We start from the raw sequence: 26,408 nt of genomic DNA, 5'->3' as shown, positions 1-26,408 counted from the left end.
GGGCTGGATACGAGTGCCATTGTGCCTCCGTTTGGGGCATAGGGGCTTTTATTTGTTTGCCGCTGTGATTTTGCATGCACATTGCGCTTATTGCGTCCTCCCGCTGCTATTTTACCCACTTTCCGCGTTTTATCATACCGTAGGGTTCCCCGCGGGACGGCTGCCTCTGCTAGTGCTGGAGAGAGGATCTCGCTCCGCTACCATATGCTTCACAGTAGACTGAAGGGGTGAGGATAAGTTGGCAGGACATCTTGTTCAGTATGGTCGCCGCACCAGGCGCAGTTATGCCCGCATTCATGAGGTGCTGGACATTCCGAACCTGATCGAGATCCAGCAGCAATCGTACCAGAAGTTTCTGGACGACGGGCTGCGCGAGATCTTCCAGGACATTTCTCCGATCTCGGACTTCACGGGCAACCTCGTGCTCGAGTTCGTCGATTACAGCCTTGGAGAGCCGAAGTATTCGGTTGACGATTCCAAGGAGCGCGACGTGACTTACGCGGCTCCGCTGCGCGTCAAGGTTCGCCTTCTCAACAAGGAGACGGGCGAAGTCAAGGAACAGGAAGTGTTCATGGGCGACTTCCCGCTTATGACGGAGACCGGTACCTTCATCATCAACGGCGCAGAGCGCGTCATCGTCAGCCAATTGGTGCGTTCGCCTAGCGTCTACTACAGCACCAAGATCGACAAGAACGGCAAGAAGACGTATACCGCGACGGTCATTCCGAACCGCGGCGCTTGGCTCGAGCTCGAGACGGACGCCAAGGACATCATCTACGTACGTATCGACCGCACGCGCAAGATTCCGGTAACCGTGCTGCTTCGCGCACTCGGATTCGGCATGGACGCCGAGATTCTGGACTTGCTCGGTCAGGACGAGTTCATCCGCAATACGCTCGAGAAGGACAACACCGACTCCACCGAGAAGGCGTTGATCGAGATCTACGAGCGCCTGCGTCCGGGCGAACCCCCGACGCTGGAAAATGCGCGCAGCCTGCTTATCGCCCGCTTCTTCGATCCGAAGCGCTACGATCTGGCTAACGTCGGCCGCTACAAGATCAACAAGAAGCTTCATATTAAAAACCGTCTGTTCAACCAGCGTCTCGCGGAGACGCTCGTCGATCCGTCGACCGGCGAGATTATCGCCGAATCGGGACAGGTCATCGATCGCCGTCTGCTCGACCAGATCCTCCCGATGCTAGAGAAGAACGTCGGCTTCAAGAACTACCGCGTAACGGGCGTCAACGAAGCTGAAGACATCCCGCTGCAGAGCATTCTCGTACACTCGCCGGTCGAGGAAGGCAAGGTCGTCAAGATCATTTCCAACGGCATCATCGACAAGTCGGTGAAGCACATCACGCCGGCGGACATCATTTCGTCCATTAACTACTTCATCGATCTGCTGCACGGCATCGGCAGCACCGACGATATCGACCACTTGGGCAACCGTCGTCTGCGTTCGGTCGGCGAACTGCTGCAGAACCAGTTCCGCATCGGCTTGTCCCGGATGGAGCGCGTCGTGCGCGAGCGGATGTCGATCCAGGACCAGAACGCGATCACGCCGCAGGCGCTGATCAACATTCGTCCGGTCATCGCGGCGATCAAAGAGTTCTTCGGCTCGTCCCAGCTGTCGCAGTTTATGGACCAGACGAACCCGCTTGCAGAGCTGACGCACAAGCGCCGTCTGTCCGCGCTCGGCCCGGGCGGTCTGACGCGGGAACGCGCGGGCTTCGAAGTGCGCGACGTTCATCCGTCCCACTACGGCCGCATGTGTCCGATCGAGACGCCCGAAGGTCCGAACATCGGTCTGATCAACTCGCTGTCCACGTTCGCGCGGATCAACGAGTACGGCTTCATCGAGGCTCCGTACCGCAAGGTCGATCACAGCACGGGCATCGTTACCGAAGAGATCGTCTATATGACGGCCGACGAAGAGGACAACTACATCATCGCCCAAGCGAACGCCCAGCTCACCGAAGAGGGCAAGTTCGCCGACGATATGGTCATCGTTCGTTACAACAAGCAGGCGGACAACATCCTGACGATGCCGAGCGATCGGGTCGACTACATGGACGTTTCGCCGAAGCAAGTCGTATCCGTCGCGACCGCGATGATTCCGTTCCTCGAGAACGATGACTCCAACCGCGCGCTGATGGGTTCGAACATGCAGCGTCAAGCGGTGCCGCTGCTCGTGCCGGATTCGCCGTACGTCGGCACGGGCATGGAGCACAAGGCTGCCAAGGACTCGGGCGTATGCATCGTCTCCAAGCACGACGGCGTCATCGAGCGCGTCACGGCCAACGAGATCTGGCTGCGCCGCATCGAGCTGCTCGACGGCAAGGAAGTCAAGGGCGACGTCATCAAGTTCAAGCTGCAGAAGTTCATGCGTTCGAACCAAGGCACTTGCATCAACCAGCGCCCGATCTGCCGCAAGGGCGACATCGTCAAGAAGGGCGACATCCTTGCCGACGGTCCGTCCACGGATACCGGCGAATTGGCGCTCGGACGCAACGTCGTCGTCGCGTTCATGACGTGGGAAGGCTACAACTACGAGGATGCGATCCTGCTCTCCGAGAAGCTCGTGAGAGAAGACGTCTACACCTCGATTCATATTGAGGAATACGAGTCCGAAGCGCGCGATACGAAGCTCGGGCCGGAAGAGATCACGCGCGACATCCCGAACGTCGGCGAAGACGCGCTACGCAATCTCGACGAGCGCGGCATCATCCGCGTCGGCGCCGAGATCAGCGCGGGCGACATCCTCGTCGGCAAGGTCACGCCGAAGGGCGTCACCGAGCTGACCGCGGAAGAGCGACTCCTGCACGCAATCTTCGGCGAGAAGGCGCGCGAAGTGCGCGACACTTCGCTCCGCGTACCGCATGGTACCGACGGCATCGTCGTCGACGTCAAAGTGTTCACGCGGGAAAACGGCGACGAGTTGCCGCCGGGCGTCAACCAGCTGGTGCGCGCTTATATCGCGCAAAAGCGGAAGATCTCCGAAGGCGACAAAATGGCCGGACGCCATGGCAACAAGGGCGTTATCGCGCGCATCCTGCCTGAGGAAGACATGCCGTTCCTGCCGGACGGCACGCCGGTTCAGGTCGTTCTGAACCCGCTGGGCGTACCATCGCGGATGAACATCGGCCAAGTGCTCGAGGTTCACCTCGGCATGGCTTGCCGTTACCTTGGCATTCGCGCCGCGACGCCGGTATTCGACGGCGCGCGCGAGCACGACGTGTTCGACACGATGGAAGAAGCCGGCATGCAGCGCAACGGCAAGACGAAGCTGTACGACGGCCGCACGGGCGAACCGTTCGAGCGCGAAGTCACCGTCGGCGTTCTGTACATGATCAAGCTCGCGCACATGGTCGACGACAAGATCCATGCGCGCTCCACGGGCCCGTACTCGCTCGTCACGCAGCAGCCGTTGGGCGGTAAAGCCCAATTCGGCGGCCAGCGCTTCGGGGAAATGGAAGTTTGGGCGCTCGAAGCTTACGGCGCCGCTTATACGCTCCAAGAAATTCTGACCGTGAAGTCCGACGACGTCGTCGGCCGCGTGAAGACGTACGAATCGATCGTCAAGGGCGAGAATGTCCCTGAGCCGGGCGTGCCGGAATCGTTCAAGGTCTTGATCAAGGAGCTTCAGAGCCTTGGCATGGACGTGAAGATTCTGTCGGGCGACGAGCAGGAGATCGAGATGAAAGAGATCGACGACGAGGACGATACGACCGGCGACAAGCTGAACTTGAACCTGGAAGGCTCCGAAGTCAGCGCCGAGTAAGATCGTCGTGCACCCGACCGGAACGCGCGCTGGGCGCGCGGCTTCCGGCCGGCGCATCGCCGACGTGGATACTTGAATATCATCACGACCGTTCGTCAATCGCAACGTAATCCGAGCCACGATGAAGGAGGGCTTGCTCCTTGTTAGACGTTAACAATTTTGAGTTTATGAAGATCGGGCTGGCTTCCCCGGACAAGATCCGTTCTTGGTCCAGAGGCGAAGTCAAGAAGCCCGAGACGATTAACTACCGTACCTTGAAGCCGGAGAAGGAAGGCCTGTTCTGCGAAAAGATTTTCGGGCCGACCAAGGACTGGGAATGCCACTGCGGCAAGTACAAGCGCGTCCGTTACAAGGGCGTCGTGTGCGACCGCTGCGGCGTCGAAGTCACCCGCGCCAAGGTCCGCCGCGAGCGCATGGGCCATATCGAGCTCGCCGCTCCGGTTTCGCATATCTGGTACTTCAAAGGCATCCCGAGCCGCATGGGTCTCGCCCTCGACATGTCGCCGCGTTCGCTCGAAGAGATCATCTACTTCGCGTCGTACGTCGTGACGGATCCGGGAGACACGCCGCTTGAAAAGAAGCAGCTCCTGTCCGAGAAGGAATACCGCAGCTACCGCGAGAAGTACGGCTACGCGTTCAGCGCCGGCATGGGCGCCGAAGCGGTGAAGAAGCTGCTGCAAGACATCGATCTCGACCGCGAACTCGACATGCTGAAGGAAGAGCTTCGCACGGCTCAAGGCCAGCGCCGCAACCGCGCGATCAAGCGCCTTGAAGTCATCGAGTCGTTCCGCAATTCCGGCAACCTGCCGGATTGGATGATCCTCGACGTGCTGCCGGTCATCCCGCCGGAGCTTCGTCCGATGGTACAGCTCGACGGCGGCCGCTTCGCGACCTCCGACCTCAACGACCTGTACCGCCGCGTCATCAACCGGAACAACCGTCTGAAGCGTCTGCTCGACCTGGGCGCGCCGGACATCATCGTCCAGAACGAAAAGCGGATGCTCCAGGAAGCCGTCGACGCCCTGATCGACAACGGCCGCCGCGGCCGTCCGGTTACGGGTCCCGGCAACCGTCCGCTCAAGTCCCTCAGCCATATGCTGAAGGGCAAGCAAGGCCGCTTCCGTCAGAACTTGCTCGGCAAGCGCGTCGACTACTCGGGCCGTTCGGTTATCGTCGTAGGTCCGAGCCTTAAGATGTTCCAATGCGGTCTGCCGAAGGAAATGGCGCTCGAGCTGTTCAAGCCGTTCGTCATGAAGGAGCTCGTGCTCAAGGGCCAGGCGCACAACATCAAGAGCGCGAAGCGCAAAGTCGAACGCGTCAGCCCGGAAGTCTGGGACGTGCTCGAAGAAGTCATCAAGGAGCACCCGGTTCTGCTGAACCGTGCGCCTACGCTTCACCGACTCGGCATCCAGGCATTCGAACCGATCCTGGTCGAAGGCCGCGCGATCAAGCTGCACCCGCTCGTCTGTACGGCTTACAACGCCGACTTCGACGGCGACCAGATGGCCGTGCACGTACCGCTGTCTGCCGAAGCTCAAGCCGAAGCTCGCTTGCTGATGCTGGCGTCCGGCAACATCCTGAACCCGAAGGACGGCAAGCCTGTCGTCACGCCTTCGCAGGATATGGTTCTCGGCTGCTACTACCTGACGATGGACAACAAGGACGCGCACGGCGCAGGCATGCGCATCTCCGAAGTGAACGAAGCCGTGTCCGCGTACCAACGCGGCGCAGCGGACCTTCATGCGCGCGTCGTTATTCCGGTCAAGGCATTGAACAAGAAGACGTTTAACGAGAAGCAGCAAGGCGCTCTGCTCGTGACGACGATCGGCAAGATCATTTTCAACGAGATTTTCCCGGATACGTTCCCGTACATCAACGAGGCGACCAAGGACAATCTGTTGAAGGGCACGCCGGAGAAGTACTTCATTTATGACAAGGGCGCGGATCTCGATCAGATCATGCAGGATATCCCGACGCCTGGCGCAGTAGGCAAAGAATATCTTGGCCATATCATCGGCGAGTGCTTCCGCATCTACCATACGATGAAGACGTCGATCATTCTCGACGACATCAAGCAGCTCGGCTTTACCTACTCGACTCGCGCCGGCATCACGGTTGCCGTATCCGACGTTACGGTACCTGTCGAGAAGGTCGAGATCCTGAAGAAGTCCGACGAAGCCGTCAAGACGATCACGACGCAGTATCGCCGCGGCCTGATCACGGACAGCGAACGCTACGACCGCGTCATCGACATCTGGTCGAAGACGAAGGACGAGATCACGGAAGTGCTCATGAAGTCGATGGATCGCTACAACTCCATCATGCTCATGGTCGACTCCAAGGCGCGGGGCAACAAATCGCAGATCACCCAGCTGGGCGGTATGCGGGGTCTGATGGCGACGCCGTCGGGCCGGATCTTCGAGCTCCCGATCAAGTCGAACTTCCGCGAAGGCCTGACGGTCCTCGAGTACTTCATCTCGACGCACGGCGCGCGTAAAGGTCTGGCCGATACGGCGCTTCGTACCGCCGACTCGGGCTACCTGACCCGCCGTCTCGTCGACGTCGCGCAGGACGTCATCGTCCGCGAAGAAGATTGCGGCACGGACAAGGGCATCATCGTCAGCCGCATCGAGGACGGCAAGGAAGTCATCGAGGAACTGTTCGACCGGATCGAAGGACGCTATGCGTTCGAGACGATCCGTCATCCGGAGACCGGCGAGATCATCGTCGGCCGCAACGATCTGATCGATACGCCGAAGGCGGAAGAACTGATCCGCGCCGGCGTGCAGAAGCTGCAGATCCGCTCCGTGCTGAGCTGCCGAGCGCGCCACGGCGTGTGCAAGATGTGCTATGGCCGCAACCTGGCTACGGGCAAGAAGGTCGAGATCGGCGAAGCGGTCGGCATCATCGCCGCCCAATCGATCGGCGAGCCGGGCACCCAGCTGACGATGCGTACATTCCACACCGGCGGCGTTGCCGGAGACGATATCACCCAGGGTCTTCCGCGTATCCAGGAGCTTTTCGAAGCCCGGAACCCGAAGGGCCAGGCGGTCATCTCCGAGATCGACGGCGTCGTCAAGGAAATTCGCGAGACCAAGGATCGCCGCGAGATCGAAGTGCAAGGGGATGCCGAGACCAAGGTATATCCCGTCACCTACGGCTCCCGTATCCGCGTCTACGAAGGTCTTCACATCGAAGCCGGCGACGAGCTCACCGACGGTTCGATCGATCCGAAGGAAATGCTCCGGATCAAGGGCGTACGCGGCGTGCAGAACTACATTCTGCAAGAAGTACAACGCGTATACCGGAACCAAGGCGTTGAAATCAACGACAAGCACGTCGAAGTCATGATCAAGCAAATGCTTCGCAAAATCCGGATCGTCGATCCGGGCGACACGACGCTGCTGCCTGGCTCCTTCGTCGACGTGCACGAATACGAAGCCGCGAACCGCGAAGCGATCTTCGCAGGCAACGAGCCTGCGGTCGCGCGTCCGGTCCTGCTCGGCATCACGAAGGCGTCGCTCGAGACCGACTCGTTCCTCTCGGCCGCGTCCTTCCAAGAGACGACCCGCGTCCTTACCGACGCAGCCATCAAGGGCAAGGTCGACCGCCTGCTCGGCCTGAAGGAGAATGTCATTATCGGCAAGCTCATTCCGGCGGGTACGGGGATGTCGCGCTACCGCAACATCCGCGTCGTCGATCCGACCGAAGAAGGTTACGAGGACGAAGCCGAGCTGGAGCCGGTATCGGCGGAGTAATGTACCTCCGATCGGCCGAACGCTTCATTTAAGCCATGGATTGCCAACTGCCGGGCACGCTGCCCGGCAGTTTTTCTATTTTGAGCAGGCATTCGGTATTTTCCCTCGCAGCAGGCCGATCCAATGCCCCGGTGTTTACGAAAACCGAATAAAACGGGTAAACTCTAGAAAAGCCCTGCGTTGGAAGAAGTGAAGCCGACTAAGCCGGCGTTTTGCAGGCGGGGACTAAGGGGGCCGATGGTGCCATGAAAAATCCGAAGGCAGCCGCGGTGCTGCTCGTTAGCCAGCTCATTTTTGTTCTGCTTGTCATTCCCTGGCTGATCGTCGCTTTAACGTCCTTTATGATCTTCGATTCCCCGGACTCCGTTATGGCCGCTTGGCCGATCGCGATCATCGTCTTCGTCTGGGCTTATCCGATCGCTTTGATCGTCAGCATTGCCGTAAGTTGGGTGCTCTATCACAAACGCAAGTTCAAAGGAGCGCTGTGGTGGGGCTTCGTCCCGGTGATTTGGGTGCTGGTCGCCGTCTACGTCACCTTTTTTCTCGACGCTTTCTAAACGCCGCAAGAGATTGTGCGTCGCTCGTTTCGCTTTATCGTCCTTTAAGACCTGTCCGCTCCTTGTTTATGAAGCGAGAGGACGGGCTTTTTGGCGTGCAAACCGCTTGTCCACATGTGGATAGCGCTAGTTCGTGCGAATTGTCCACGGGGGGATAGCGAGTTGCCGCGCTATTCGCCTGTGAATAAGTGAGAATAGCATGAAATAACGCCATTATTTCCCCAAACTGCCCACAAGCTCGGGATAAACTCGCCTCGATTGTGAATAATCGCATTGTGAAACGGACTTTAATTTTAATAGTATTAATATAAATGTCCGTTAAAGAACGGGAGTGAAGGGCCATGAATCCGGACGTCATCCTCCGTCTCGTGCAGGCGAGCAAGCAGTATAAAGGTAAAACGGTGCTGAACCGCATTTCCTTGGAGATGAGCAGGGGAGAGACGGTGGCGGTTACCGGGCCGAACGGCTCTGGCAAAAGCACGTTGCTTAAAATGATGGCGGGGCTCTCCGCGCTCTCGTCCGGCAAGCGAGAAACGATCGGATCGGGCGAAGGCGGCAGCCTCGTCATCGGTTATGCGCCCGACCATCTACCAAAGCTCAAATTCACGGCTCGCGAATATTTGAACCATATGGGCGCCCTTCGAGGGCTGGAGGCTGCGACGCGGACGAGGAGAATCGAGGAGCTGCTCCAACTGGTCGACCTGCGGGACAGGACGGGGCAGCAGATGAGGTTTTTCTCGAAGGGCATGCTGCAAAAAGTGAATCTCGTGCAAGCGCTGCTGGGCGATCCCGAGCTGCTCTTGTTGGACGAGCCGATCGGCGGTCTGGACGAAGAAGCGCAAGGCGCGCTTGCTTCGATGCTGCTGAGCTTGAAGCAGAAAGGGACGGCCATCGTCGCGGCGAGCCACGAGAAAGCGATGATCGGCCCATGGGCGGAGCGCGTCGTGACGATCTCGGAAGGACGGATCCAATCGATCGCGGCGACGGCTGACGCGATGGTTGGGAAGCGCTGGCGCCGAATCGTCTGCCAATGGCCGGAGGGACGAGGCGAGGTCGCGAAGGCGTTCGCAAGTTGGCCGGGGATAATGCAATACCGGAAGGAACGACGGCATGCCGTTTACTGGATCGAGCCTGCGAGCAGCGATGCGCTGCTGAGGGAACTGTTGGAGGCCGGAGCCTCCGTCGATTCGGTCACGATAGGTTCGGGGAGGATGGTGTAAAGCGTGCTGCCGTTGACTCGATATCATTTATCCTACTATACGAGATCTTACCGATACTTAGCCCCGTTGATCGCATACGTCGGCTTCCTGTTGTTCGTCTACACGATATCGCCGAATCCGGTCATGGAGAGCTATGCGTTCTCATCCGTCTGGTTGTACGTCGTATCGACATGGATCGTCTGGGGCTTTGCCGACCTGGAACCGGAAACGCAGCAATCAGTGACCGCCCTTCAGGCGGGCAGCGCCGTCGCCTATCATCTATCCAAGCTGCTGCTGATGGCTGCCGTGGGCATGCTGCTCGCCTCGTTTGCCGTCTTGTACCCGGCGCTCGCGGGGAAGCTGGAGCGATGGCCTGCCCCGGAAGAATGGCTAGCGGCTGCCTGCTTCCATATCGCTATGTTTCTGTTAGGCATGGGAATCGCGCTCTGGTTCACTGACCGCGGATTCGGCAGGACCGCGGCTTCGCTCCCGGCTTTGATCGGCGTCCTCGTGTTGTCGCTTGCTTCAGCCAAGGCAGTCGCACCGCTCCCCGACCGCATAGCGTTCATACGCTGGCTGCTGCCGCCAGCCGGCATATTGTCGGAGGTGCTGACCCGGTTAGGGCACGACAAGGCGTGGTTGACGATACGCGCATTTATGTATGCGCTTGCTTATGCGGTGCTGTTGTGCGGAAGCTTTGTCGCTCGGGCGGCGCGTAAAAGATTTTAGCCATAGGGACAGAATTCGAGCCTATTTTCATTGACAAAATAAGCGTAAACCCCTAAAGTAATGATAAACGTTATCAATGATAATGATTATCATTAATAGTTAGGGGTAGAAAAATGAAAAGACAGGCAAACGCTCGTTTAAACGGTACTAAGCTTGGCAGAGGTCTACTCATGTTCGCGTTGTTCATGGTCGCCGCGTTCGCGCTGGCCGCATGCGGCAACAACAATAAGGGAGGCAACGCTTCCCCTGCCGCGAGCAGCTCCGCAGCAGCGACGGCTAGCGCGTCGGAGAGCGCATCCGCGAGCTCTTCCGCAAACTCTTCTGCAGTGGCTCAGACCGGTACGGTTACGTACCAGTCCGAGGCCGGCCCGATCGAAGTGCCCGCCAATCCGCAGCGCGTCGTCGTCCTGTCCGGCTATACGGGCGATGTGCTCCAGCTGGGCGTGCCGCTGGTGGGCGTCGATTCGTGGTCGATGAACAATCCGCGTTTCGCAGAGAAGCTGCAAGGCGTGACCGAAGTGTCCGACGAAGACGTGGAAAAAATCATCGAGCTGTCTCCTGATCTTATCATTGGATCCTCCGACAGCAAAAATCAGGATAAGCTGAAGCAGATCGCGCCGCTCGTCACCTATACGTACAACAAGGTCGACTACCTGACGCAGCATCTGGAGATCGGCAAGGCGCTGAACAAGGAGAAGGAAGCGCAAGCCTGGATCGACGATTTCAAGAAACGGGCGGCAGAAGCAGGCGAGCAAATCAAGGCGAAGATCGGAGCCGACGCTACCGTCTCGGTCATCGAAGCGTACGACAAGGAAGTATACACGTTCGGCGACGCATGGGGACGGGGAACCGAAATTTTGTTCCAGCTGATGGGCCTCAACATGCAGCCAAAGGTCAAGGAAGCGACTGCAAAAGACGGCTACTTCACCCTCTCGGCGGAGGTGCTGCCCGATTACGCCGGCGATTACGTCATTCTCAGCAAGGACCCGGGAGCCGACACTTCCTTCCAACAGACCGCTACATACAAAAATATTCCGGCGGTAAAAAACAATCGCGTGTACGAAGTCGATTCGCGGACGTTCTACTTTAACGACGCCATGACGCTGGAATGGCAGCTGGAATTCTTTAAGGATAAGTTCCTCGCTAACTAACGATCCCCGTTTACAACGGGAATTTCGCGAACCCGCGAAGTTCCCTTTCCTATTTTTATATAGAAAGCGGAGCGGCTGATGAATTCGAATAAGAAAATGAATTTCACCCTGGCCATCGTCGTGGGGCTGATCGCGCTCGCGTGCATGTTCACGATCTCGATGGTATTCGGGGCCAAAGATACGACGCTTCGCGACGTATGGCTCGCGCTGACGACCCATGCCGTAGGCGACCAGCTCACCGTGCTGCGCGAGCTTCGCCTTCCTCGCGAGACGGCCGGCATGATCGTCGGCGCCGCGCTCGGCGTCGCCGGCGCCGTCATGCAAGGGCTCACGCGCAACCCGCTTGCCGATCCCGGATTGATCGGCTTGTCCTCGGGCGCTAATGCGGCGCTGGCGTTCACGATGGCGATGATGCCTGCCGTCGGCTACTTCGGCACGATGGTCGCATGCTTCATCGGAGCGGCGGTCGGCGCTTGCCTGGTGCTAGGCATCGGCGCCTCCCGCAGGGGAGGGATGTCTCCGATCCGGATGGTGCTCGCGGGTTCGGCCGTGTCCTTGTTTTTGTATGCCGTAGCGGAAGGCATCGGCCTTGCTTTTAAAATTTCCAAAAGCGTATCGATGTGGACGGCAGGCGGTCTCATCGGCACGACCTGGGGGCAAGTGCAGACGATTTCGCCTTTTATCGCGATTGGCATTATCGCGGCGATCGTGCTCGGCAAGGCGCTGACCTTGCTCAGCGCCAACGAAGAGGCTGCCATCGGTTTAGGGCTGCGCACCGCGCAGATCAAGTTCGTTCTGTACGCAGCGGTCATTGTGTTGACGGGCGCCTCCGTCGCGCTTATCGGCAACATGGCGTTCGTCGGCCTGATGATTCCGCATATCGTTAGGATGGTTGTCGGAACGGATTACCGCAAGGTCGTTCCGATGTCGGCGATCATCGGCTCCATTTTTATACTGGCCGCAGATACGATTTCGCGTACGGCGATCGGTGATCATGAGCTGCCTATGGCATCGGTCATCGCGATCATAGGGCTGCCGTTCTTCCTGTTTATCGTGCGCAAAGGAGTGAAAACCACCCCATGACCGACGCCCGTTCGATTCGCAAGCAGCGACTCCTGCTCGTGGCGCTGGCCGCGCTCATCCTATTGACCGTCATCATAAGCTTGGGTTTGGGCTCGTCTTCCGTTTCTTACGGACGAATCCTGCCCACCTTGCTCGGACACGGGGAGTTCAAGGAAAAGTTCGTCCTGTTCGATCTCCGTCTGCCCCGCATATGCATCGTACTGGCGGCAGGCATGTCGCTGGCCCTGTCGGGCGCCATCCTGCAGGGAGTCACGAACAACGATCTGGCCGACCCCGGAATCCTGGGCATCAACTCGGGGGCGGGACTCGGCGTAGCGATTAGCTTCTTGCTCATTCCTGCCGAGCCGGGCGCTTTCGTCTACGTTATCCCGGTATCCGCTTTTATCGGGGCGCTTTTTACGGCCGTACTCCTGTATGCTTTTTCCTACAGCCGTGAATCCGGGCTTCATCCCATGCGGCTCGTCTTAACGGGCATCGGCTTTTCGCTCGCCTTCGCAGGGCTGATGGTATTCATAACGTCCGCAGTCGATATTTACAAGGTCGACTTTATCTCGCGTTGGCTGGCCGGCAATGTATGGGGGACGGATTGGTCCTTCCTGTGGGCGCAGCTGCCATGGCTTCTCGTGATTCTGCCGTATGCGCTGTACAAATCAGACGCGTTGAACCTGCTCTCGTTGAATGACGCGACCGCCGTCGGCAGCGGCGTCCGGATTTCTCGCGATCGCGGCCTTCTGCTTCTCGCGGCGGTGGCGCTCGCGGCGTCCGCCGTCGCCGTCACGGGCGGCATCGCGTTCGTCGGCTTGATGGCGCCGCATATCGCGAAGTCGCTGGTCGGCCCCAGGTTCCAACGCTTCGTGCCGGTATCGGTGCTCATCGGCGGCTTTCTGCTTCTGTTGGCCGACACGATCGGACGGAACGTAGCGGATCCTGAAGGGATCGCTGCGGGCATCGTCGTTTCATTTATCGGCGCGCCGTATTTCGTCTATCTTCTTTTAAAGAAAGCTTGAAAATGCGCATCCCGTCGATATAGACGGGATGTTTCTATAGTAGAGGAAAAGAACCTGGCGAACGGGAGCAGCTTGAATAAAAGCGGAAGACAATGGTTTCTTGACACTGCCTATTCGAGGTGTTAAGATAGCCTATGTGTGTGCCCGACGTGGTGGATTTTGATCGTTCCGTAGGAGTTGTTATGATGGACTTGATGGCTCATCATCTTGCGAACAACGTCAAAGTCGGCACCAAGCAGACGACCAAGATGGTAGAACAAGGCAAGGCCATCGGCGTCTATGTCGCGCAAGATGCAGATTCGCGCCTGATCGGCCGCATCGCGCAGTTATGCCAGCAGCGTGGCGTTCCCTTAACCGAGGTGAGCACCATGCGCGAGCTCGGCAGACAGTGCGGGATCGATGTCGGCACGGCGATGGCCGTGGTAGTAGAGAGAGCATGAACCGGGACCTTACCGCACTTCTCGTATGGGGAGTACAGCGGACGGACCCTTTCGTTTATCTCAAAATGAACCGCCTGGATCTGTGGGCTTCGCGCCGCGGGAACCGGTAGCCGTTAGTTTTATGCAAGGCAATCATGGGAAGGGGGTGGCAACATGCCAACAATTAACCAGCTCGTTCGCAAAGGTCGCGAGCCTAAGGTGGTCAAGTCCAAGTCTCCTGCACTGCAAAAGGGATTCAACGCCCTGAAGCGCATCGAGACCGACCTGAGCGCTCCTCAAAAGCGCGGCGTATGCACGCGCGTAGGCACGATGACGCCGAAAAAACCGAACTCCGCACTTCGAAAGTACGCGCGTGTACGTCTGACGAACCGCGTAGAAGTCACGGCTTACATTCCGGGTATCGGTCACAACCTGCAAGAGCACAGCGTCGTTCTGATTCGCGGCGGCCGGGTCAAGGACCTTCCGGGCGTACGTTATCACATCGTTCGCGGCGCGCTCGATACCGCAGGCGTCAACAACCGCAAGCAAGCTCGTTCCAAGTACGGTACGAAGCGCGCTAAGGTGAAGAAGTAAGATAATTCTGCCGGAACATTTCGGCTTTATCATTGATAAGGGAAAGGAGGAACTCAAATGCCACGTAAAGGACCAGTACCGAAGCGGGACGTGCTCCCGGATCCGGTCTACAACAGCAAGCTCGTCACTCGCCTCGTCAACCGCATCATGATCGACGGCAAGAAGGGCGTAGCCCAGCAGCTGCTTTACAATGCGTTCACGCTGATTCAAGAGCGTTCCGGCAAGGATCCGATGGAAGTTTTCGAAGCTGCCATCAAGAACATCATGCCCGTGCTCGAAGTCAAGGCTCGCCGCGTAGGCGGCGCCAACTACCAAGTTCCGATCGAAGTTAAGCCGGAGCGTCGCACGTCCCTTGGACTGCGCTGGCTCGTTAACTACTCCCGCAACCGCGGCGAGAAGACGATGGAAGAGCGTCTGGCGGCCGAGATTCTCGACGCTTCGAACAACACCGGCGCTGCCGTCAAGAAGCGCGAAGACACGCACAAAATGGCTGAAGCCAACAAAGCGTACGCCCACTACCGCTGGTAATCCCGCGGACACTAGGGAACGAAAGGAGACAATTGCATGGCTAGAGAGTTCTCCTTGCAAAATACGCGCAACATCGGCATCATGGCGCATATTGATGCAGGCAAGACGACTACGACCGAGCGAATCCTGTTCTATACCGGCCGTGTCCACAAGATCGGCGAAGTGCACGAAGGCGCCGCTACGATGGACTGGATGGAGCAAGAGCAAGAGCGCGGCATCACGATCACGTCTGCCGCGACGACCGCTCAATGGAAAGGTCACCGCATCAATATTATCGACACACCGGGACACGTTGACTTTACGGTCGAGGTCGAGCGCTCGCTGCGCGTATTGGACGGGGCTGTCGGCGTATTTAGCGCCAAAGAAGGCGTAGAACCTCAATCCGAAACGGTATGGCGTCAAGCCGACCGTTACGGCGTTCCGCGTATTGCTTACGTCAACAAGATGGACATCATCGGCGCAGACTTCTTGAACGTTGTCCGCGACATGCGCTTGCGTCTGCAAGCCAATGCTGTTGCCATCCAGCTTCCGATCGGTGCGGAGAACGGATTCGTAGGCATGATCGACTTGATCGAACGAGTCGCTTATGTATACGAGGACGATCTCGGTAAAGATCCGAAGACCGTTGAGATTCCGGCCGACTTGGCCGACCAAGCCGAAGAGCTCCGTCTTGAGCTCGTCGAGAAGGTTGCCGAGCTTGACGACGATCTCATGGCGAAGTATCTTGAAGGGGAAGAACTGTCGGTCGCTGAGATCAAGGCAGCTCTTCGCAAGGGCGTCGTGGAAGTTCGCATCTTCCCGGTCGTCTGCGGTTCTTCCTACCGCAATAAGGGCGTTCAGCCGATGCTGGATGCTGTCGTCGACTTCCTCCCGGCTCCGATCGATGTCCCTGCTATCAAGGGCACGACCGAAGACGGCGAAGAGACGGTTCGTCATTCTTCCGACTCGGAGCCGTTCTCGGCGCTGGCGTTTAAGATCATGACCGACCCGTTTGTCGGCAAGCTGACGTTCTTCCGCGTATACTCCGGCGTTCTGAACTCCGGTTCGTACGTCATCAATGCGACGAAGAACAAGCGCGAACGTATCGGCCGTATTCTGCAGATGCACGCGAACAGCCGTCAAGAAATCAGCATCGTCTACTCCGGCGACATCGCCGCGGCAGTCGGCCTGAAGGACACGACGACTGGCGATACGCTGTGCGACGAGAAGAATCCGGTTATCCTCGAATCGATGAACTTCCCTGAGCCGGTTATCCAGCTTGCGGTTGAGCCTAAGACCAAGGCTGACCAAGACAAGATGGGTATCGCGCTTCAGAAGCTCTCCGAAGAGGATCCGACATTCCGTGCGCATACGGACGAAGAGACTGGCCAGACGATCATCGCCGGCATGGGCGAACTTCACCTGGAAATTCTCGTTGACCGCATGCTTCGCGAATTCAAGGTCGAGACGAACGTGGGCAAGCCGCAAGTTGCTTACCGCGAGACGTTCAAGACTGCAGCGAAGGTCGAAGGCAAGTTCGTTCGCCAATCCGGCGGACGCGGCCAATACGGCCATTGCTGGGTCGAGTTCGAACCGCTTGAAGCAGGCTCCGGGTTCGTGTTCGAGAACAAGGTTGTCGGCGGCGTAGTACCTCGCGAATACATCGCGCCGGTACAAGCCGGTATCGAAGAGTCGATGAAGAACGGCGTACTCGCCGGCTTCCCGCTCGTCGATATCAAAGCGACGATCTTCGACGGATCGTACCACGACGTCGACTCGAACGAAATGGCGTTCAAGATCGCCGGCTCGATGGCGCTTAAAGCTGCCAAGGATAAGTGTAACCCGATCCTGCTCGAGCCGATCATGAAGGTCGAAGTAACCGTTCCGGAAGAGTATATGGGCGATGTCATGGGCATGCTCAGCTCCCGCCGCGGACGCATCGAAGGCAGCGACACCCGTCACGGTGCGCTCATCGTGCGCGCCAAGGTGCCGCTGGCTGAGATGTTCGGCTACTCGACCGTTCTTCGTTCCGGTACGCAGGGCCGTGGCGTATTCTCCATGGAACTGTCGCACTACGAAGAAGTGCCGAAGTCGATCTCCGAAGAGATCGTCTCCAAGAGCAAAGGCGCTTAATTAAACGGGCATTCGGACGAGCTGTGGGACCTGAGGTCTCCGGCTTCGTCCTCCCTATAAAATGGCTTTACTAACAAGGAGGAGAAAAGATCCATGGCAAAGGCTAAATTTGAACGTAACAAACCGCACGTTAACATCGGTACGATCGGCCACGTCGACCACGGCAAAACGACGCTGACGGCTGCCATCACGACGGTTCTGTCCAAGAAGTACGGCGGCGCAGCTGTTGCGTTCGACCAAATCGACAAAGCTCCTGAAGAGCGCGAGCGCGGTATCACGATCTCCACGGCTCACGTTGAATACGAAACGCCTAACCGTCACTATGCACACGTTGACTGCCCTGGACACGCCGACTATGTCAAGAACATGATCACCGGCGCTGCTCAAATGGACGGCGCGATCCTGGTTGTATCCGCTGCTGACGGCCCTATGCCGCAAACGCGCGAACACATCCTGCTCTCCAAGCAAGTAGGCGTTCCTTACATCGTCGTATTCCTGAACAAGTGCGACATGGTGGAAGACGAAGAGCTCCTCGAGCTGGTTGAAATGGAAGTTCGCGACCTGCTGAACGAGTACGAGTTCCCGGGCGACGACACGCCGATCATCCGCGGCGCTGCTCGTGAAGCTCTGCAAAATCCTGACGGCCCTTGGGCTGACAAGATCGTTGAGCTGTTCGAACAAGTCGACACCTACATCCCGCAACCAGAGCGCGACACGGCTAAGCCTTTCCTGATGCCTGTCGAGGACGTGTTCACGATCACGGGTCGCGGTACCGTTGCTACGGGCCGTGTTGAGCGTGGTACGATCAAAATCGGCGATGAAGTTGAAATCATCGGTCTGGTTGAAGATTCCCGCAAATCCGTCGTTACCGGCGTTGAAATGTTCCGTAAGTTGCTCGATTCCGCTCAAGCGGGCGACAACGTCGGCGCACTGCTTCGCGGTGTTGACCGTAAGGACATCGAGCGCGGCCAAGTTATCGCTAAGCCGGGTTCGGTTAAGCCGCACACGGAATTCACGGCTCAAATCTACGTCCTGACCAAAGAAGAAGGCGGCCGTCACAAGCCTTTCTTCACGGGCTACCGTCCTCAGTTCTACTTCCGTACAACTGACGTTACGGGTATCATCAACCTGCCGGAAGGCACTGAGATGGTTATGCCTGGCGACAACATCACCGTTACCGTTCAACTGATCGCTCCGATCGCCGTTGAAGAAGGCACTCGCTTCTCCATCCGCGAAGGCGGCCGTACGGTTGGCGCCGGCGCTGTTGCTTCCATCCAAAAGTAATTTCGATTTACTTAAAGAAGACCTTATCGGGCTTAATCGCTCGGTAAGGTCTTATTTTTGTCTTAGTGAATAGGATCTGCATCGGAAACGACAAATTTAGTTTATATTCGACAAGAAATGACATGTATTTCTAGCATTTCTCCCTTATAATAGAAGCAAATCCAAGGGCGAGGTGCATCTATCTGTCTAAACTTCAAGTTCGCAAAAGCCTGGTTTTTACGATTAGTCTTGTTTTGTCCGTTTTATTTATTCTGCTTATCGGGATTATGTCCTGGCTTCAATATAGCGCACAGCGGGATGCGGCATATAGGGAGTTCATGTCCATCGGCGATCGGCTTGCCGCCCAGGCTTCGGCCAATACGAATTTGCTTCGGCCCGTAGCTGACGCCTTTAAAAACGGAGAAGCGCCGGATCCGGAAAGCCAGGCGATTCTGCGCAAACTGTTGGATGCCATGACGGATGGCGACATGATGGTGAATTCATACTACTTCTCCACGTTCTCGAAAGAGGCTGAAGGCGCCACTAACGTCGTGTTGCTTCAAGTGAATCAGGCGCTTGACGGGGCAGGCAATCATGCGGGCGACGACTATGGGCTTTCCGGAGATTTTAAGCGTGCCTATACTGATGCGTTGGTCGGAAAGTCGTCGCTCAGCAAACCCTATACAGATAACGTCGGAAGTTGGATATCCTATCAGGGACCGGTTACGGACGGCGAAGGCGAAGTCGTCGCGATTCTCGGCCTGGATTACGACTACGATAAAGTGCAGGCCCGGATCGACGGCATGCTTGTCAGCACGATATGGATCGGCATCGCAGCCGCGGCGGTCGCGATTCTGCTGCTCGTCCTTTTTGTAAGGTATGCGCTTCGTCCGTTAAAAAGGCTGGCTGCAATCGCGCAAGAGGCGGCAAAGGGAGATTTGACCGTTCAAGTGCCGGTGAATTCGGGAAATGAAATCGGTCAGGCGGCAGCGTCGTTTAACGATATGGTTCGAAGCTTAAGGGAATTGACGGGCAGCATCAAGCGAACGGCGGATGAAGTGTCCGCCGCATCGCGCACGCTGAAGGATACTTCCGCGCAAGCGGCTGTGGCCACCGGAGAGATTACGGAGTCGATTCAAACCGTTGCCTCCGGTGCCGAGACGCAGTTGACGAGCTCGCAGGAATGCCAACGGGCGATGTCCGAGATCGCGATCGGTATCGGACGTATCGCAGAATCGTCGGCTACATTGTCCGAGCTCGCAGGGGGAACGGCCGAGCTGGCGACGGCAGGCGAGCATACGCTTGAGGATACGACGCGTCAGATGCGTCAAATCGAGCAAAACGTGTTCGGTGCCAGCGATACGATGAGCGAGCTGCAAGCTTCAAGCGCGAAGATACAGGAGATCGTCGCCATGATTGCAGAAGTCGCGAACCAGACGAACCTGCTTGCGCTCAATGCTTCGATCGAAGCGGCGCGCGCCGGCGAGCAAGGTAAGGGGTTTGCCGTTGTCGCGCAGGAAATTCGCAAGCTGGCCGAACGCTCTAAGGAGTCTTCCGAAGCGATCGCGACGATTCTCCATGCAGTAGGCGACAAGACGTCCGCAGCGGCGGCGACCTTATCGCGATCGGCGGAAGAGGCGCGCGCGGGCACGGAACTCGCGGCGCGTACGGGAGAGTCGTTCCGCACGATTCTTCAATCGGTCAGGCAAGTATCCGACCAAGTGCAAGATGTATCCGCCGCTTCGCAGCAGATGTCGGCGGGCAGTCAGCAGGTAGCTGCGTCGATTGAAGAACTGGAGCGCGTAGCCAAGCTTTCCTCGGAAGAGTCGCAGCAGGTCGCGGCGGCATCCGAAGAGCAGCTTGCCTCCGTTCAGGAGATCGCAGGCTCTGCCGAGCAACTTAGGTCGCTGGCGGCGGAATTGAACGAAGCGGTCAGCCGTTTCCGCGTTTAACCAAGCGATAGCTAAACTTAGGAAAAGCCGACGCATGTGCGATCGGCTTTTTCTTATTGCTCTATGTCGTTCCTATATATATAGAAGAAACACGGTAAACGACCGCTTGATCTGATGCCAAGAACAGATTGCCGTGATGCGGCTCCTGATTACTTTTCATTTTTGTCTAAAAATTTGTTGCATTGGTCTAGGCGAATCGCTATAATAATAAATGTTGGTCTGCGACCGTGCGATGATGTGAGAGGTTGCCGACACACCCGGCCCCTTTGCCATAGGGTGGCGATAGGGATGATGTCGGGGTATTCTCACGGAGTATGTCCGATTCCAAAATTGGACGAATGAAGGAGGGAATTTTCTATGGCAAAGCAAAAAATCCGTATCCGTTTGAAAGCCTACGACCACCGCATTCTTGATCAATCCGCGGAGAAGATCGTAGAAACGGCAAAGCGCACGGGTGCCGGCGTATCCGGTCCGATCCCGCTGCCGACCGAAAAGCAGATCATCACGATCCTGCGCGCGGTCCACAAATACAAGGATTCGCGTGAGCAGTTCGAAATGCGTACGCACAAGCGCCTGATCGACATCGTCAATCCGACGCCGCAAACGGTCGACGCGTTGATGCGTCTGGACCTGCCGTCCGGCGTTGACATCGAGATCAAGCTGTAATAAGCAAAACGAAGACTTATCCAGATGTGAATAAGATGTAGAAGAGAGGTGTCAACATGCCAGGAATCTTGGGACGTAAGCTCGGTATGACGCAAGTGTTCGCGGCTGACGGAAGCGTCGTGCCGGTCACTGTCATCGAAGCAACGCCAAACGTCGTGCTGCAGAAGAAAACTTCCGACAACGACGGATATGAAGCTGTGCAACTCGGCTTTGCCGATAAGCGCGAAAAGCTCGCAAACAAGCCGGAAACGGGCCATGCAAAGAAGGCCGGTACGGCGCCCAAGCGCTTCATCCGCGAAGTTAGCGGATCTTCGGAACTCGAAGTCGGCGCTGAAGTTAAAGTTGACGTATTTGCCGAAGGGCAATTTGTTGACGTGACGGGTATTTCGAAGGGTAAGGGAACGGCAGGCGCCATCAAACGTTGGGGCTTCCAACGCGGCAAGATGACGCACGGTTCGAAGTACCACCGCGGTAACGGCTCGCTTGCTACGATTCGCGACGCGAACCGCGTACCGAAGGGCAAGAAGATGCACGGCCGTCTCGGCTCCGAGACGATCACGGTTCAAAACCTCGAAGTCGTCAAGATCGACGTTGAACGCAACGTTATCCTGATCAAGGGTTCCGTGCCGGGCGCTCGCAACAGCTACCTCAAACTCCGCTCGTCGGTGAAGAAATAATCCGATTTAACAAGAAAGGAGGACTACCACATGCCTAAAGTATCTGTATACAACGTGAGCGGCAGCGCGGTCGGCGAGATCGAGCTGTCTGACCTGATCTTCGGCGTTAACCCGCACGCAGCGGTCATGCACAGCGCGGTCGTGCTGCAGCAAGCAGCCGTGCGCCAAGGCACTCACAAAACCAAAGGACGCTCCGAAGTACGCGGGGGCGGCCGCAAGCCATGGAAGCAAAAGGGTACAGGCCGCGCTCGTCAGGGCTCGATCCGTTCCCCGCAATGGAAGGGCGGCGGTATCGTTTTCGGACCGACTCCCCGCAGCTACGGCTTCAAGCTTCCTCGCAAGGTTCGCCGTCTGGCGATCAAGTCCGCGCTGTCCAGCAAAGTTATCGCCAGCGACATCATCGTCCTGGATCAACTGAGCCTGGCAACGCCTAAGACGAAGGAATTCCAAGGCATTCTGAACAACCTCAAGGTCGGCCGCAAGGCGCTCGTCGTCACTGCCGATTATGAGAACAATGTGGCCCTGTCCGCACGCAACATTCCTGGCGTCAAGTTCGTCTCCGCCAACGGAATCAACGTGCTCGATGTACTTGTTCATGACAAGCTCATCATCACGAAGGACGCGGTCGCTAAAGTCGAGGAGGTATTCGCGTAATGAAAGACCCTCGCGATATTATCAAGCGCCCCGTCATCACGGAACGCACAAGCGAATTCATCGATCAGCTGAAGTACGTCTTCGAAGTCGATCTTCGTACGAACAAGACGGAAATCAAGCAAGCGATCGAAGCGATCTTCAAGGTGAAGGTCGTCAGCGTCAACACGATGCGCGTACCGCCGAAGCCGCGCCGCTACGGCCGCCACTCCGGCTACACTTCCGAATGGAAGAAGGCCATCGTGCAGCTGTCCGCGGACAGCAAGCCGCTCGAATTTTTCGAAGCATCGGTCTAACATCTTCGTAAAGCAAGGAGGGAAACCAAGTGCCAGTCAAAAAGTTTAATCCGACATCGCCTAGCCGTCGCGAAATGACGATGTCGACGTTCGAGGAAGTCACCACGAACGTACCGGAGAAATCCTTGCTTGCACCGCTGTCGAAGCGCGGCGGCCGTAACCATCAAGGTAAGATTACGGTTCGTCACCAAGGCGGCGGACACAAGCGCAAGTACCGTATCATCGACTTCAAGCGCAACAAGGACGGCGTACCAGGAAAGGTCGCTCAGATCGAGTATGATCCGAACCGTACCTCTTATATCGCCCTGATCCACTATCTGGACGGCGCAAAGAGCTACATCGTCGCTCCTAAAGGCTTGAAGGTCGGCGACCAAATCGTCTCCGGGCCTGACGCCGACATCAAGGTGGGCAACGCCCTTCCGCTGGAGAACATCCCGGTCGGTACGGTTATCCACAACATCGAGCTGAAGCCTGGCAAGGGCGGACAACTGGTTCGCGCTGCAGGTACCGAAGCTCAACTGCTGGGTAAGGAAGAGACTTATGTCACGATCCGCCTGGCTTCCGGCGAGATTCGCCGCATCCTCAAGCAATGCCGCGCTACGATCGGTTCCGTCGGCAACCAAGACCACGAGCTGATCAACATCGGTAAAGCTGGTCGTTCCCGCAACCTCGGCAAGCGCCCGGTTGTCCGTGGTGTCGTCATGAACCCGGTCGATCACCCGCACGGCGGTGGCGAAGGTCGCGCTCCAATCGGCCGCAAGTCTCCTCTGTCCCCATGGGGCAAGCCGACGCTCGGTTACAAGACGCGCAAGAAGAAGAAGGCCTCGAGCCAATATATCGTACGCCGCCGCAAGTAAAGGCGAGTCCATTCCGGGCTGAAGGGAGGATTTACCCATGGGTCGCAGCTTAAAGAAAGGCCCGTTCATCGACGGCTATCTGTTGAAGAAAGTCGAAGTGATGAACGAGTCCAGCAAGAAAGTCGTCATCAAGACGTGGTCGCGTCGTTCGACGATTTTCCCGCAATTCGTAGGTCACACGTTCGCCGTCTACGATGGCCGCAAGCATGTGCCGGTATACGTATCGGAAGACATGGTCGGTCACAAGCTTGGTGAATTCGCGCCTACGCGCACGTACAAAGGCCATACCGCCGACGACAAGAAGACCGGCAAACGATAAATCCTAAGCGCCGGCTTCGTCCGGCGAACGCAACACGGGAGGAGGTACATCGATGGCACAAGAAGCCAAGGCCGTAGCGCGATACATTCGTATCCCGGCCCGCAAAGTCCGTCTGGTCGCAGATCTGATCCGCGGCAAGAAGGTAGGCGACGCAATCGCCATTCTGCGCCACACGCCGCGTTCGGCTTCCCCAATCCTGGAGAAGCTCCTGAACTCCGCAGTGGCTAACGCAGAGCACAACTATCAGCTCGACGTCAACAAGCTGGTTATCAGCGAAGCATTCGTCAACGAAGGTCCGACCCTCAAACGGTTCCAACCCCGTTCGCAGGGCCGCGCGTTCAGCATCTTCAAGCGCTCCAGCCACATCACGCTGGTCGTATCCGAGAAATAAGGAGGGATAACGTGTGGGTCAGAAAGTAAATCCGGTCGGTCTTCGCATCGGCGTCATCCGCGATTGGGAATCCAAGTGGTACGCCGACAAGGACTTCGGCACGCTTCTTATGGAAGATGTCAAAATCCGCGAATTCCTCAAGGCCAAGCTTAAGGACGCATCGGTATCGCGCTTCGAGATCGAACGCGCTGCGAACCGCGTCAACGTAACGATTCATACTGCCAAGCCTGGCATGGTCATCGGCAAGGGCGGTTCCGAAGTAGAAGTGATCCGCGGTCAGCTGACGAAGCTGACGAACGGCAAGAAGGTGCACATCAACATCTCCGAGATCAAGACGCCGGAAATGGATGCCATCCTCGTCGCCGAGAGCATCGCGCAACAACTCGAACGCCGTATCTCGTTCCGCCGCGCCATGAAGCAATCGATGCAGCGCACGCTGCGTATGGGCGCGAAGGGTATCAAGACCCTCGTTAGCGGACGTCTGGGCGGCGCCGAAATCGCACGTACGGAAGGCTACAGCGAAGGAACGGTTCCGCTTCACACGCTGCGCGCCGACATCGACTACGGTACGGCTGAAGCGCACACGACCTACGGTCGCATCGGCGTTAAAGTCTGGATCTACCGCGGCGAAGTCCTTCCAGCCAAGAAGAAGAGAGTAGTAGCTGAGGAAGGAGGCAACTAAGCATGTTGGTCCCTAAACGCGTCAAACACCGCAAGCAGCACCGCGGGAAGATGAAGGGCCGTGCCAAGGGCGGCACGGAAGTGAGCTTCGGCGAATTCGGCTTGCAAGCACTGGAGCCTTCGTGGGTAACGAACCGCCAGATCGAATCTGCGCGTATCGCGATGACCCGTTATATCAAGCGTGGCGGTAAGGTATGGATCAAGATCTTCCCGTCCAAGCCGATCACCCAAAAGCCTCTCGAGGTGCGGATGGGTAGCGGTAAAGGTAACGTCGAGAAGTGGGTTGCCGTTGTTAAGCCGGGCAAGATCTTGTTCGAGCTCGCCGGCGTCCCTGAGGAAATCGCACGCGAAGCGATGCGTCTGGCCGCGCACAAGCTGCCGATCAAGACGAAGTTCGTGAAACGCGAAGAACTGGGTGGTGAAGCAAATGAAGGCCAGTGAATTCCGTAACCTCACTTCGGTTGAAATCGAACAGAAGGTTTCCGGCTTCAAGGAAGAGCTGTTCAACCTTCGTTTCCAACTGGCTACCGGCCAACTGGACAACCCGCACCGCATCAGCGAGCTGCGGAAAGAAATTGCCCGGGCCAAAACCATTTTGCGCGAGCGTGAACTGGGCATCATCAGCTAATTGCTGATTCGATTCCTAGACGCCTCCGGGAAGGAGTATTACCATGAGCGAACGCAACAACCGTAAGGTTCAGATCGGCAAAGTCGTCAGCGACAAGATGGACAAAACGATCGTAGTGGCTGTCGAAACGCACAAGAAGCACAGCCTGTACCATAAGCGGATCAAGTACACGAAGAAATTCAAGGCGCACGACGAGAACAACGAAGCGCAAATCGGCGACACCGTGAAGATCATGGAGACCCGCAAGCTGTCCAAGGACAAGAACTGGCGCCTGGTCGAGATCACCGAGAAAGCCGTTATTCTGTAAGAAACGCCACCTTAGCACCGAAAGGAGGACCTCACGATGATTCAACCGTTTACGAGATTGCGCGTTGCCGACAACTCGGGCGCGAAGGAACTGATGTGCATCCGCGTGCTTGGAGGCACGGGACGTCGCGTCGGTCACATCGGCGATCTGATCGTCGCATCCGTCAAACAAGCAACACCAGGCGGCGTTGTCAAGAAGGGCGATGTCGTTAAATGCGTAATCGTACGCACGAAGCGTTCGGTACGCCGCAAGGACGGTTCCTACATCGCGTTCGACGAGAACGCAGCCGTCATCGTCAAGGAAGACAAGAGCCCGCGCGGTACCCGTATCTTCGGACCAGTCGCCCGCGAGCTTCGCGAACGTGATTTCATGAAAATCATTTCTCTGGCACCGGAAGTGCTGTAATCCGGCCGATGTCCATGGAGAAACACTCAAGGAGGTGTACCCATGCCCCGTTTGAAAAAAGTGCTGGAATCGCACAACAATAAGCTTCACGTCAAAAAAGACGACAACGTCATCGTCATCACCGGCAAGGACAAGGGCAAGAAGGGGCGCGTAATCGCCGCTTACCCGCGTCAAAACCGCGTTCTGATCGAAGGCGTCAACCTGGTGAAGAAGCACACGCGTCCTTCCCAGACCAACCCGCAAGGCGGCATCATCGAGCAGGAAGCGCCGATTCACGTATCCAACGTCATGCACGTGGATCCGAAGAGCGGCAAGCCTACGCGTATCGGCTACAAGGTGCTGGACAACGGCACGAAAGTCCGCGTCGCGAAAAAGTCCGGCCAAGAAATCGACTAAT

27 protein-coding genes are annotated in these 26,408 nt (G+C 57.4%); all 27 read left to right on the top strand.

Annotated features, from left to right (window positions below):
• Window positions 1-238: 238 nt before the first annotated feature.
• Entirely contained in the window at window positions 239-3,781 is a 3,543-nt protein-coding gene (rpoB, locus tag BM235_RS29920) for a DNA-directed RNA polymerase subunit beta (RefSeq protein ID WP_090117929.1), read from the top strand.
• Window positions 3,782-3,921: 140 nt separating this feature from the next.
• On the top strand, window positions 3,922-7,539 hold the full coding sequence (gene rpoC, locus BM235_RS29915) for a DNA-directed RNA polymerase subunit beta' (protein WP_090117928.1): 3,618 nt from the start codon (window positions 3,922-3,924) through the stop codon (window positions 7,537-7,539).
• Between the two features lie 245 nt (window positions 7,540-7,784).
• Entirely contained in the window at window positions 7,785-8,096 is a 312-nt protein-coding gene (locus BM235_RS29910) for a hypothetical protein (protein WP_090117927.1), read from the top strand.
• Between the two features lie 341 nt (window positions 8,097-8,437).
• Window positions 8,438-9,316, top strand: a complete 879-nt coding sequence (locus BM235_RS29905; RefSeq protein ID WP_090117926.1) for an ATP-binding cassette domain-containing protein — start codon at window positions 8,438-8,440, stop codon at window positions 9,314-9,316.
• Window positions 9,317-9,319: 3 nt separating this feature from the next.
• Entirely contained in the window at window positions 9,320-10,024 is a 705-nt protein-coding gene (locus BM235_RS29900; RefSeq protein WP_090117925.1) for a hypothetical protein, read from the top strand.
• A gap of 170 nt (window positions 10,025-10,194) precedes the next feature.
• Window positions 10,195-11,175 carry an iron-hydroxamate ABC transporter substrate-binding protein gene (locus tag BM235_RS29895; RefSeq protein WP_255374661.1) on the top strand — a complete coding sequence of 327 codons (981 nt, stop codon included), beginning with the start codon at window positions 10,195-10,197 and terminating at the stop codon, window positions 11,173-11,175.
• 78 nt (window positions 11,176-11,253) lie between these two features.
• The gene (locus BM235_RS29890; RefSeq protein WP_090117924.1) at window positions 11,254-12,258 is read left to right on the top strand and encodes a FecCD family ABC transporter permease; all 1,005 of its coding nucleotides are present in this window, start codon (window positions 11,254-11,256) and stop codon (window positions 12,256-12,258) included.
• Window positions 12,255-13,265, top strand: a complete 1,011-nt coding sequence (locus tag BM235_RS29885) for a FecCD family ABC transporter permease (protein WP_090117923.1) — start codon at window positions 12,255-12,257, stop codon at window positions 13,263-13,265. Before BM235_RS29890 ends, BM235_RS29885 begins: the two co-directional genes overlap by 4 nt.
• Window positions 13,266-13,450: 185 nt before the next feature.
• On the top strand, window positions 13,451-13,705 hold the full coding sequence (locus tag BM235_RS29880; RefSeq protein WP_090117922.1) for a L7Ae/L30e/S12e/Gadd45 family ribosomal protein: 255 nt from the start codon (window positions 13,451-13,453) through the stop codon (window positions 13,703-13,705).
• A 153-nt stretch (window positions 13,706-13,858) separates the two neighbouring features.
• Complete coding sequence (gene rpsL, locus BM235_RS29875; protein ID WP_090117921.1) at window positions 13,859-14,278, top strand: 30S ribosomal protein S12; 420 nt, start codon at window positions 13,859-13,861, stop codon at window positions 14,276-14,278.
• Window positions 14,279-14,335: 57 nt separating this feature from the next.
• On the top strand, window positions 14,336-14,806 hold the full coding sequence (gene rpsG, locus BM235_RS29870; protein WP_090117920.1) for a 30S ribosomal protein S7: 471 nt from the start codon (window positions 14,336-14,338) through the stop codon (window positions 14,804-14,806).
• A 36-nt stretch (window positions 14,807-14,842) separates the two neighbouring features.
• A complete protein-coding gene (gene fusA / locus BM235_RS29865; protein ID WP_090117919.1) occupies window positions 14,843-16,918 on the top strand; it encodes an elongation factor G in 2,076 nt (691 codons plus the stop codon).
• A gap of 93 nt (window positions 16,919-17,011) precedes the next feature.
• The gene (gene tuf / locus BM235_RS29860; RefSeq protein WP_090117918.1) at window positions 17,012-18,202 is read left to right on the top strand and encodes an elongation factor Tu; all 1,191 of its coding nucleotides are present in this window, start codon (window positions 17,012-17,014) and stop codon (window positions 18,200-18,202) included.
• A gap of 317 nt (window positions 18,203-18,519) precedes the next feature.
• Complete coding sequence (locus tag BM235_RS29855) at window positions 18,520-20,133, top strand: methyl-accepting chemotaxis protein (RefSeq protein ID WP_158544143.1); 1,614 nt, start codon at window positions 18,520-18,522, stop codon at window positions 20,131-20,133.
• A 357-nt stretch (window positions 20,134-20,490) separates the two neighbouring features.
• Complete coding sequence (gene rpsJ / locus BM235_RS29850) at window positions 20,491-20,799, top strand: 30S ribosomal protein S10 (protein WP_027087350.1); 309 nt, start codon at window positions 20,491-20,493, stop codon at window positions 20,797-20,799.
• 56 nt (window positions 20,800-20,855) lie between these two features.
• On the top strand, window positions 20,856-21,476 hold the full coding sequence (gene rplC, locus BM235_RS29845; RefSeq protein WP_090117916.1) for a 50S ribosomal protein L3: 621 nt from the start codon (window positions 20,856-20,858) through the stop codon (window positions 21,474-21,476).
• 30 nt (window positions 21,477-21,506) lie between these two features.
• Entirely contained in the window at window positions 21,507-22,130 is a 624-nt protein-coding gene (rplD, locus tag BM235_RS29840; protein WP_090117915.1) for a 50S ribosomal protein L4, read from the top strand.
• On the top strand, window positions 22,130-22,423 hold the full coding sequence (gene rplW / locus BM235_RS29835; RefSeq protein ID WP_090117914.1) for a 50S ribosomal protein L23: 294 nt from the start codon (window positions 22,130-22,132) through the stop codon (window positions 22,421-22,423). Before rplD ends, rplW begins: the two co-directional genes overlap by 1 nt.
• Before the next feature lie 29 nt (window positions 22,424-22,452).
• The gene (gene rplB / locus BM235_RS29830; RefSeq protein WP_090117913.1) at window positions 22,453-23,280 is read left to right on the top strand and encodes a 50S ribosomal protein L2; all 828 of its coding nucleotides are present in this window, start codon (window positions 22,453-22,455) and stop codon (window positions 23,278-23,280) included.
• 37 nt (window positions 23,281-23,317) lie between these two features.
• Entirely contained in the window at window positions 23,318-23,599 is a 282-nt protein-coding gene (rpsS, locus tag BM235_RS29825; protein WP_090117912.1) for a 30S ribosomal protein S19, read from the top strand.
• A 52-nt stretch (window positions 23,600-23,651) separates the two neighbouring features.
• Complete coding sequence (gene rplV, locus BM235_RS29820; protein ID WP_090117911.1) at window positions 23,652-23,990, top strand: 50S ribosomal protein L22; 339 nt, start codon at window positions 23,652-23,654, stop codon at window positions 23,988-23,990.
• Between the two features lie 13 nt (window positions 23,991-24,003).
• The gene (gene rpsC, locus BM235_RS29815; protein ID WP_090117910.1) at window positions 24,004-24,672 is read left to right on the top strand and encodes a 30S ribosomal protein S3; all 669 of its coding nucleotides are present in this window, start codon (window positions 24,004-24,006) and stop codon (window positions 24,670-24,672) included.
• Window positions 24,673-24,674: 2 nt separating this feature from the next.
• Window positions 24,675-25,112: a 50S ribosomal protein L16 gene (gene rplP, locus BM235_RS29810; RefSeq protein WP_090117909.1), complete on the top strand. Its 438-nt coding sequence runs from the start codon at window positions 24,675-24,677 to the stop codon at window positions 25,110-25,112.
• Entirely contained in the window at window positions 25,099-25,299 is a 201-nt protein-coding gene (gene rpmC / locus BM235_RS29805; RefSeq protein WP_090117908.1) for a 50S ribosomal protein L29, read from the top strand. The genes rplP and rpmC overlap by 14 nt, the downstream gene beginning before the upstream one ends.
• Window positions 25,300-25,342: 43 nt before the next feature.
• Window positions 25,343-25,606, top strand: a complete 264-nt coding sequence (gene rpsQ, locus BM235_RS29800) for a 30S ribosomal protein S17 (protein WP_090117907.1) — start codon at window positions 25,343-25,345, stop codon at window positions 25,604-25,606.
• A 36-nt stretch (window positions 25,607-25,642) separates the two neighbouring features.
• On the top strand, window positions 25,643-26,011 hold the full coding sequence (gene rplN / locus BM235_RS29795) for a 50S ribosomal protein L14 (protein WP_090117906.1): 369 nt from the start codon (window positions 25,643-25,645) through the stop codon (window positions 26,009-26,011).
• A 42-nt stretch (window positions 26,012-26,053) separates the two neighbouring features.
• Window positions 26,054-26,407 carry a 50S ribosomal protein L24 gene (rplX, locus tag BM235_RS29790; protein ID WP_090117905.1) on the top strand — a complete coding sequence of 118 codons (354 nt, stop codon included), beginning with the start codon at window positions 26,054-26,056 and terminating at the stop codon, window positions 26,405-26,407.
• Window position 26,408: the final 1 nt, after the last annotated feature.

The sequence above is a fragment of the Cohnella sp. OV330 genome, assembly GCF_900112065.1.
Taxonomy (GTDB): domain Bacteria; phylum Bacillota; class Bacilli; order Paenibacillales; family Paenibacillaceae; genus Cohnella.
The sequence above is the reverse complement of the archived record's forward strand: the minus strand, read 5'-3'. Positions and strand labels throughout refer to the sequence as shown.

What these genes read in the sequence shown, in the direction of transcription:
- rplX (WP_090117905.1), top strand. Translation starts at nt 26,054, where the DNA reads ATGCCCCGTTTGAAAAAAGTGCTGGAATCGCACAACAATAAGCTTCAC.
- BM235_RS29895 (WP_255374661.1), top strand. Translation starts at nt 10,195, where the DNA reads ATGTTCGCGTTGTTCATGGTCGCCGCGTTCGCGCTGGCCGCATGCGGC.
- rpsS (WP_090117912.1), top strand. Translation starts at nt 23,318, where the DNA reads ATGGGTCGCAGCTTAAAGAAAGGCCCGTTCATCGACGGCTATCTGTTG.
- tuf (WP_090117918.1), top strand. Translation starts at nt 17,012, where the DNA reads ATGGCAAAGGCTAAATTTGAACGTAACAAACCGCACGTTAACATCGGT.
- rpsJ (WP_027087350.1), top strand. Translation starts at nt 20,491, where the DNA reads ATGGCAAAGCAAAAAATCCGTATCCGTTTGAAAGCCTACGACCACCGC.
- rplV (WP_090117911.1), top strand. Translation starts at nt 23,652, where the DNA reads ATGGCACAAGAAGCCAAGGCCGTAGCGCGATACATTCGTATCCCGGCC.
- fusA (WP_090117919.1), top strand. Translation starts at nt 14,843, where the DNA reads ATGGCTAGAGAGTTCTCCTTGCAAAATACGCGCAACATCGGCATCATG.
- rpmC (WP_090117908.1), top strand. Translation starts at nt 25,099, where the DNA reads ATGAAGGCCAGTGAATTCCGTAACCTCACTTCGGTTGAAATCGAACAG.
- rplP (WP_090117909.1), top strand. Translation starts at nt 24,675, where the DNA reads ATGTTGGTCCCTAAACGCGTCAAACACCGCAAGCAGCACCGCGGGAAG.
- rpsQ (WP_090117907.1), top strand. Translation starts at nt 25,343, where the DNA reads ATGAGCGAACGCAACAACCGTAAGGTTCAGATCGGCAAAGTCGTCAGC.
- rpsL (WP_090117921.1), top strand. Translation starts at nt 13,859, where the DNA reads ATGCCAACAATTAACCAGCTCGTTCGCAAAGGTCGCGAGCCTAAGGTG.
- rpsG (WP_090117920.1), top strand. Translation starts at nt 14,336, where the DNA reads ATGCCACGTAAAGGACCAGTACCGAAGCGGGACGTGCTCCCGGATCCG.
- BM235_RS29855 (WP_158544143.1), top strand. Translation starts at nt 18,520, where the DNA reads ATGTCCATCGGCGATCGGCTTGCCGCCCAGGCTTCGGCCAATACGAAT.
- rplN (WP_090117906.1), top strand. Translation starts at nt 25,643, where the DNA reads ATGATTCAACCGTTTACGAGATTGCGCGTTGCCGACAACTCGGGCGCG.
- BM235_RS29905 (WP_090117926.1), top strand. Translation starts at nt 8,438, where the DNA reads ATGAATCCGGACGTCATCCTCCGTCTCGTGCAGGCGAGCAAGCAGTAT.
- BM235_RS29890 (WP_090117924.1), top strand. Translation starts at nt 11,254, where the DNA reads ATGAATTCGAATAAGAAAATGAATTTCACCCTGGCCATCGTCGTGGGG.
- BM235_RS29910 (WP_090117927.1), top strand. Translation starts at nt 7,785, where the DNA reads ATGAAAAATCCGAAGGCAGCCGCGGTGCTGCTCGTTAGCCAGCTCATT.
- BM235_RS29885 (WP_090117923.1), top strand. Translation starts at nt 12,255, where the DNA reads ATGACCGACGCCCGTTCGATTCGCAAGCAGCGACTCCTGCTCGTGGCG.
- rplC (WP_090117916.1), top strand. Translation starts at nt 20,856, where the DNA reads ATGCCAGGAATCTTGGGACGTAAGCTCGGTATGACGCAAGTGTTCGCG.
- rplW (WP_090117914.1), top strand. Translation starts at nt 22,130, where the DNA reads ATGAAAGACCCTCGCGATATTATCAAGCGCCCCGTCATCACGGAACGC.
- rplD (WP_090117915.1), top strand. Translation starts at nt 21,507, where the DNA reads ATGCCTAAAGTATCTGTATACAACGTGAGCGGCAGCGCGGTCGGCGAG.
- BM235_RS29880 (WP_090117922.1), top strand. Translation starts at nt 13,451, where the DNA reads ATGGACTTGATGGCTCATCATCTTGCGAACAACGTCAAAGTCGGCACC.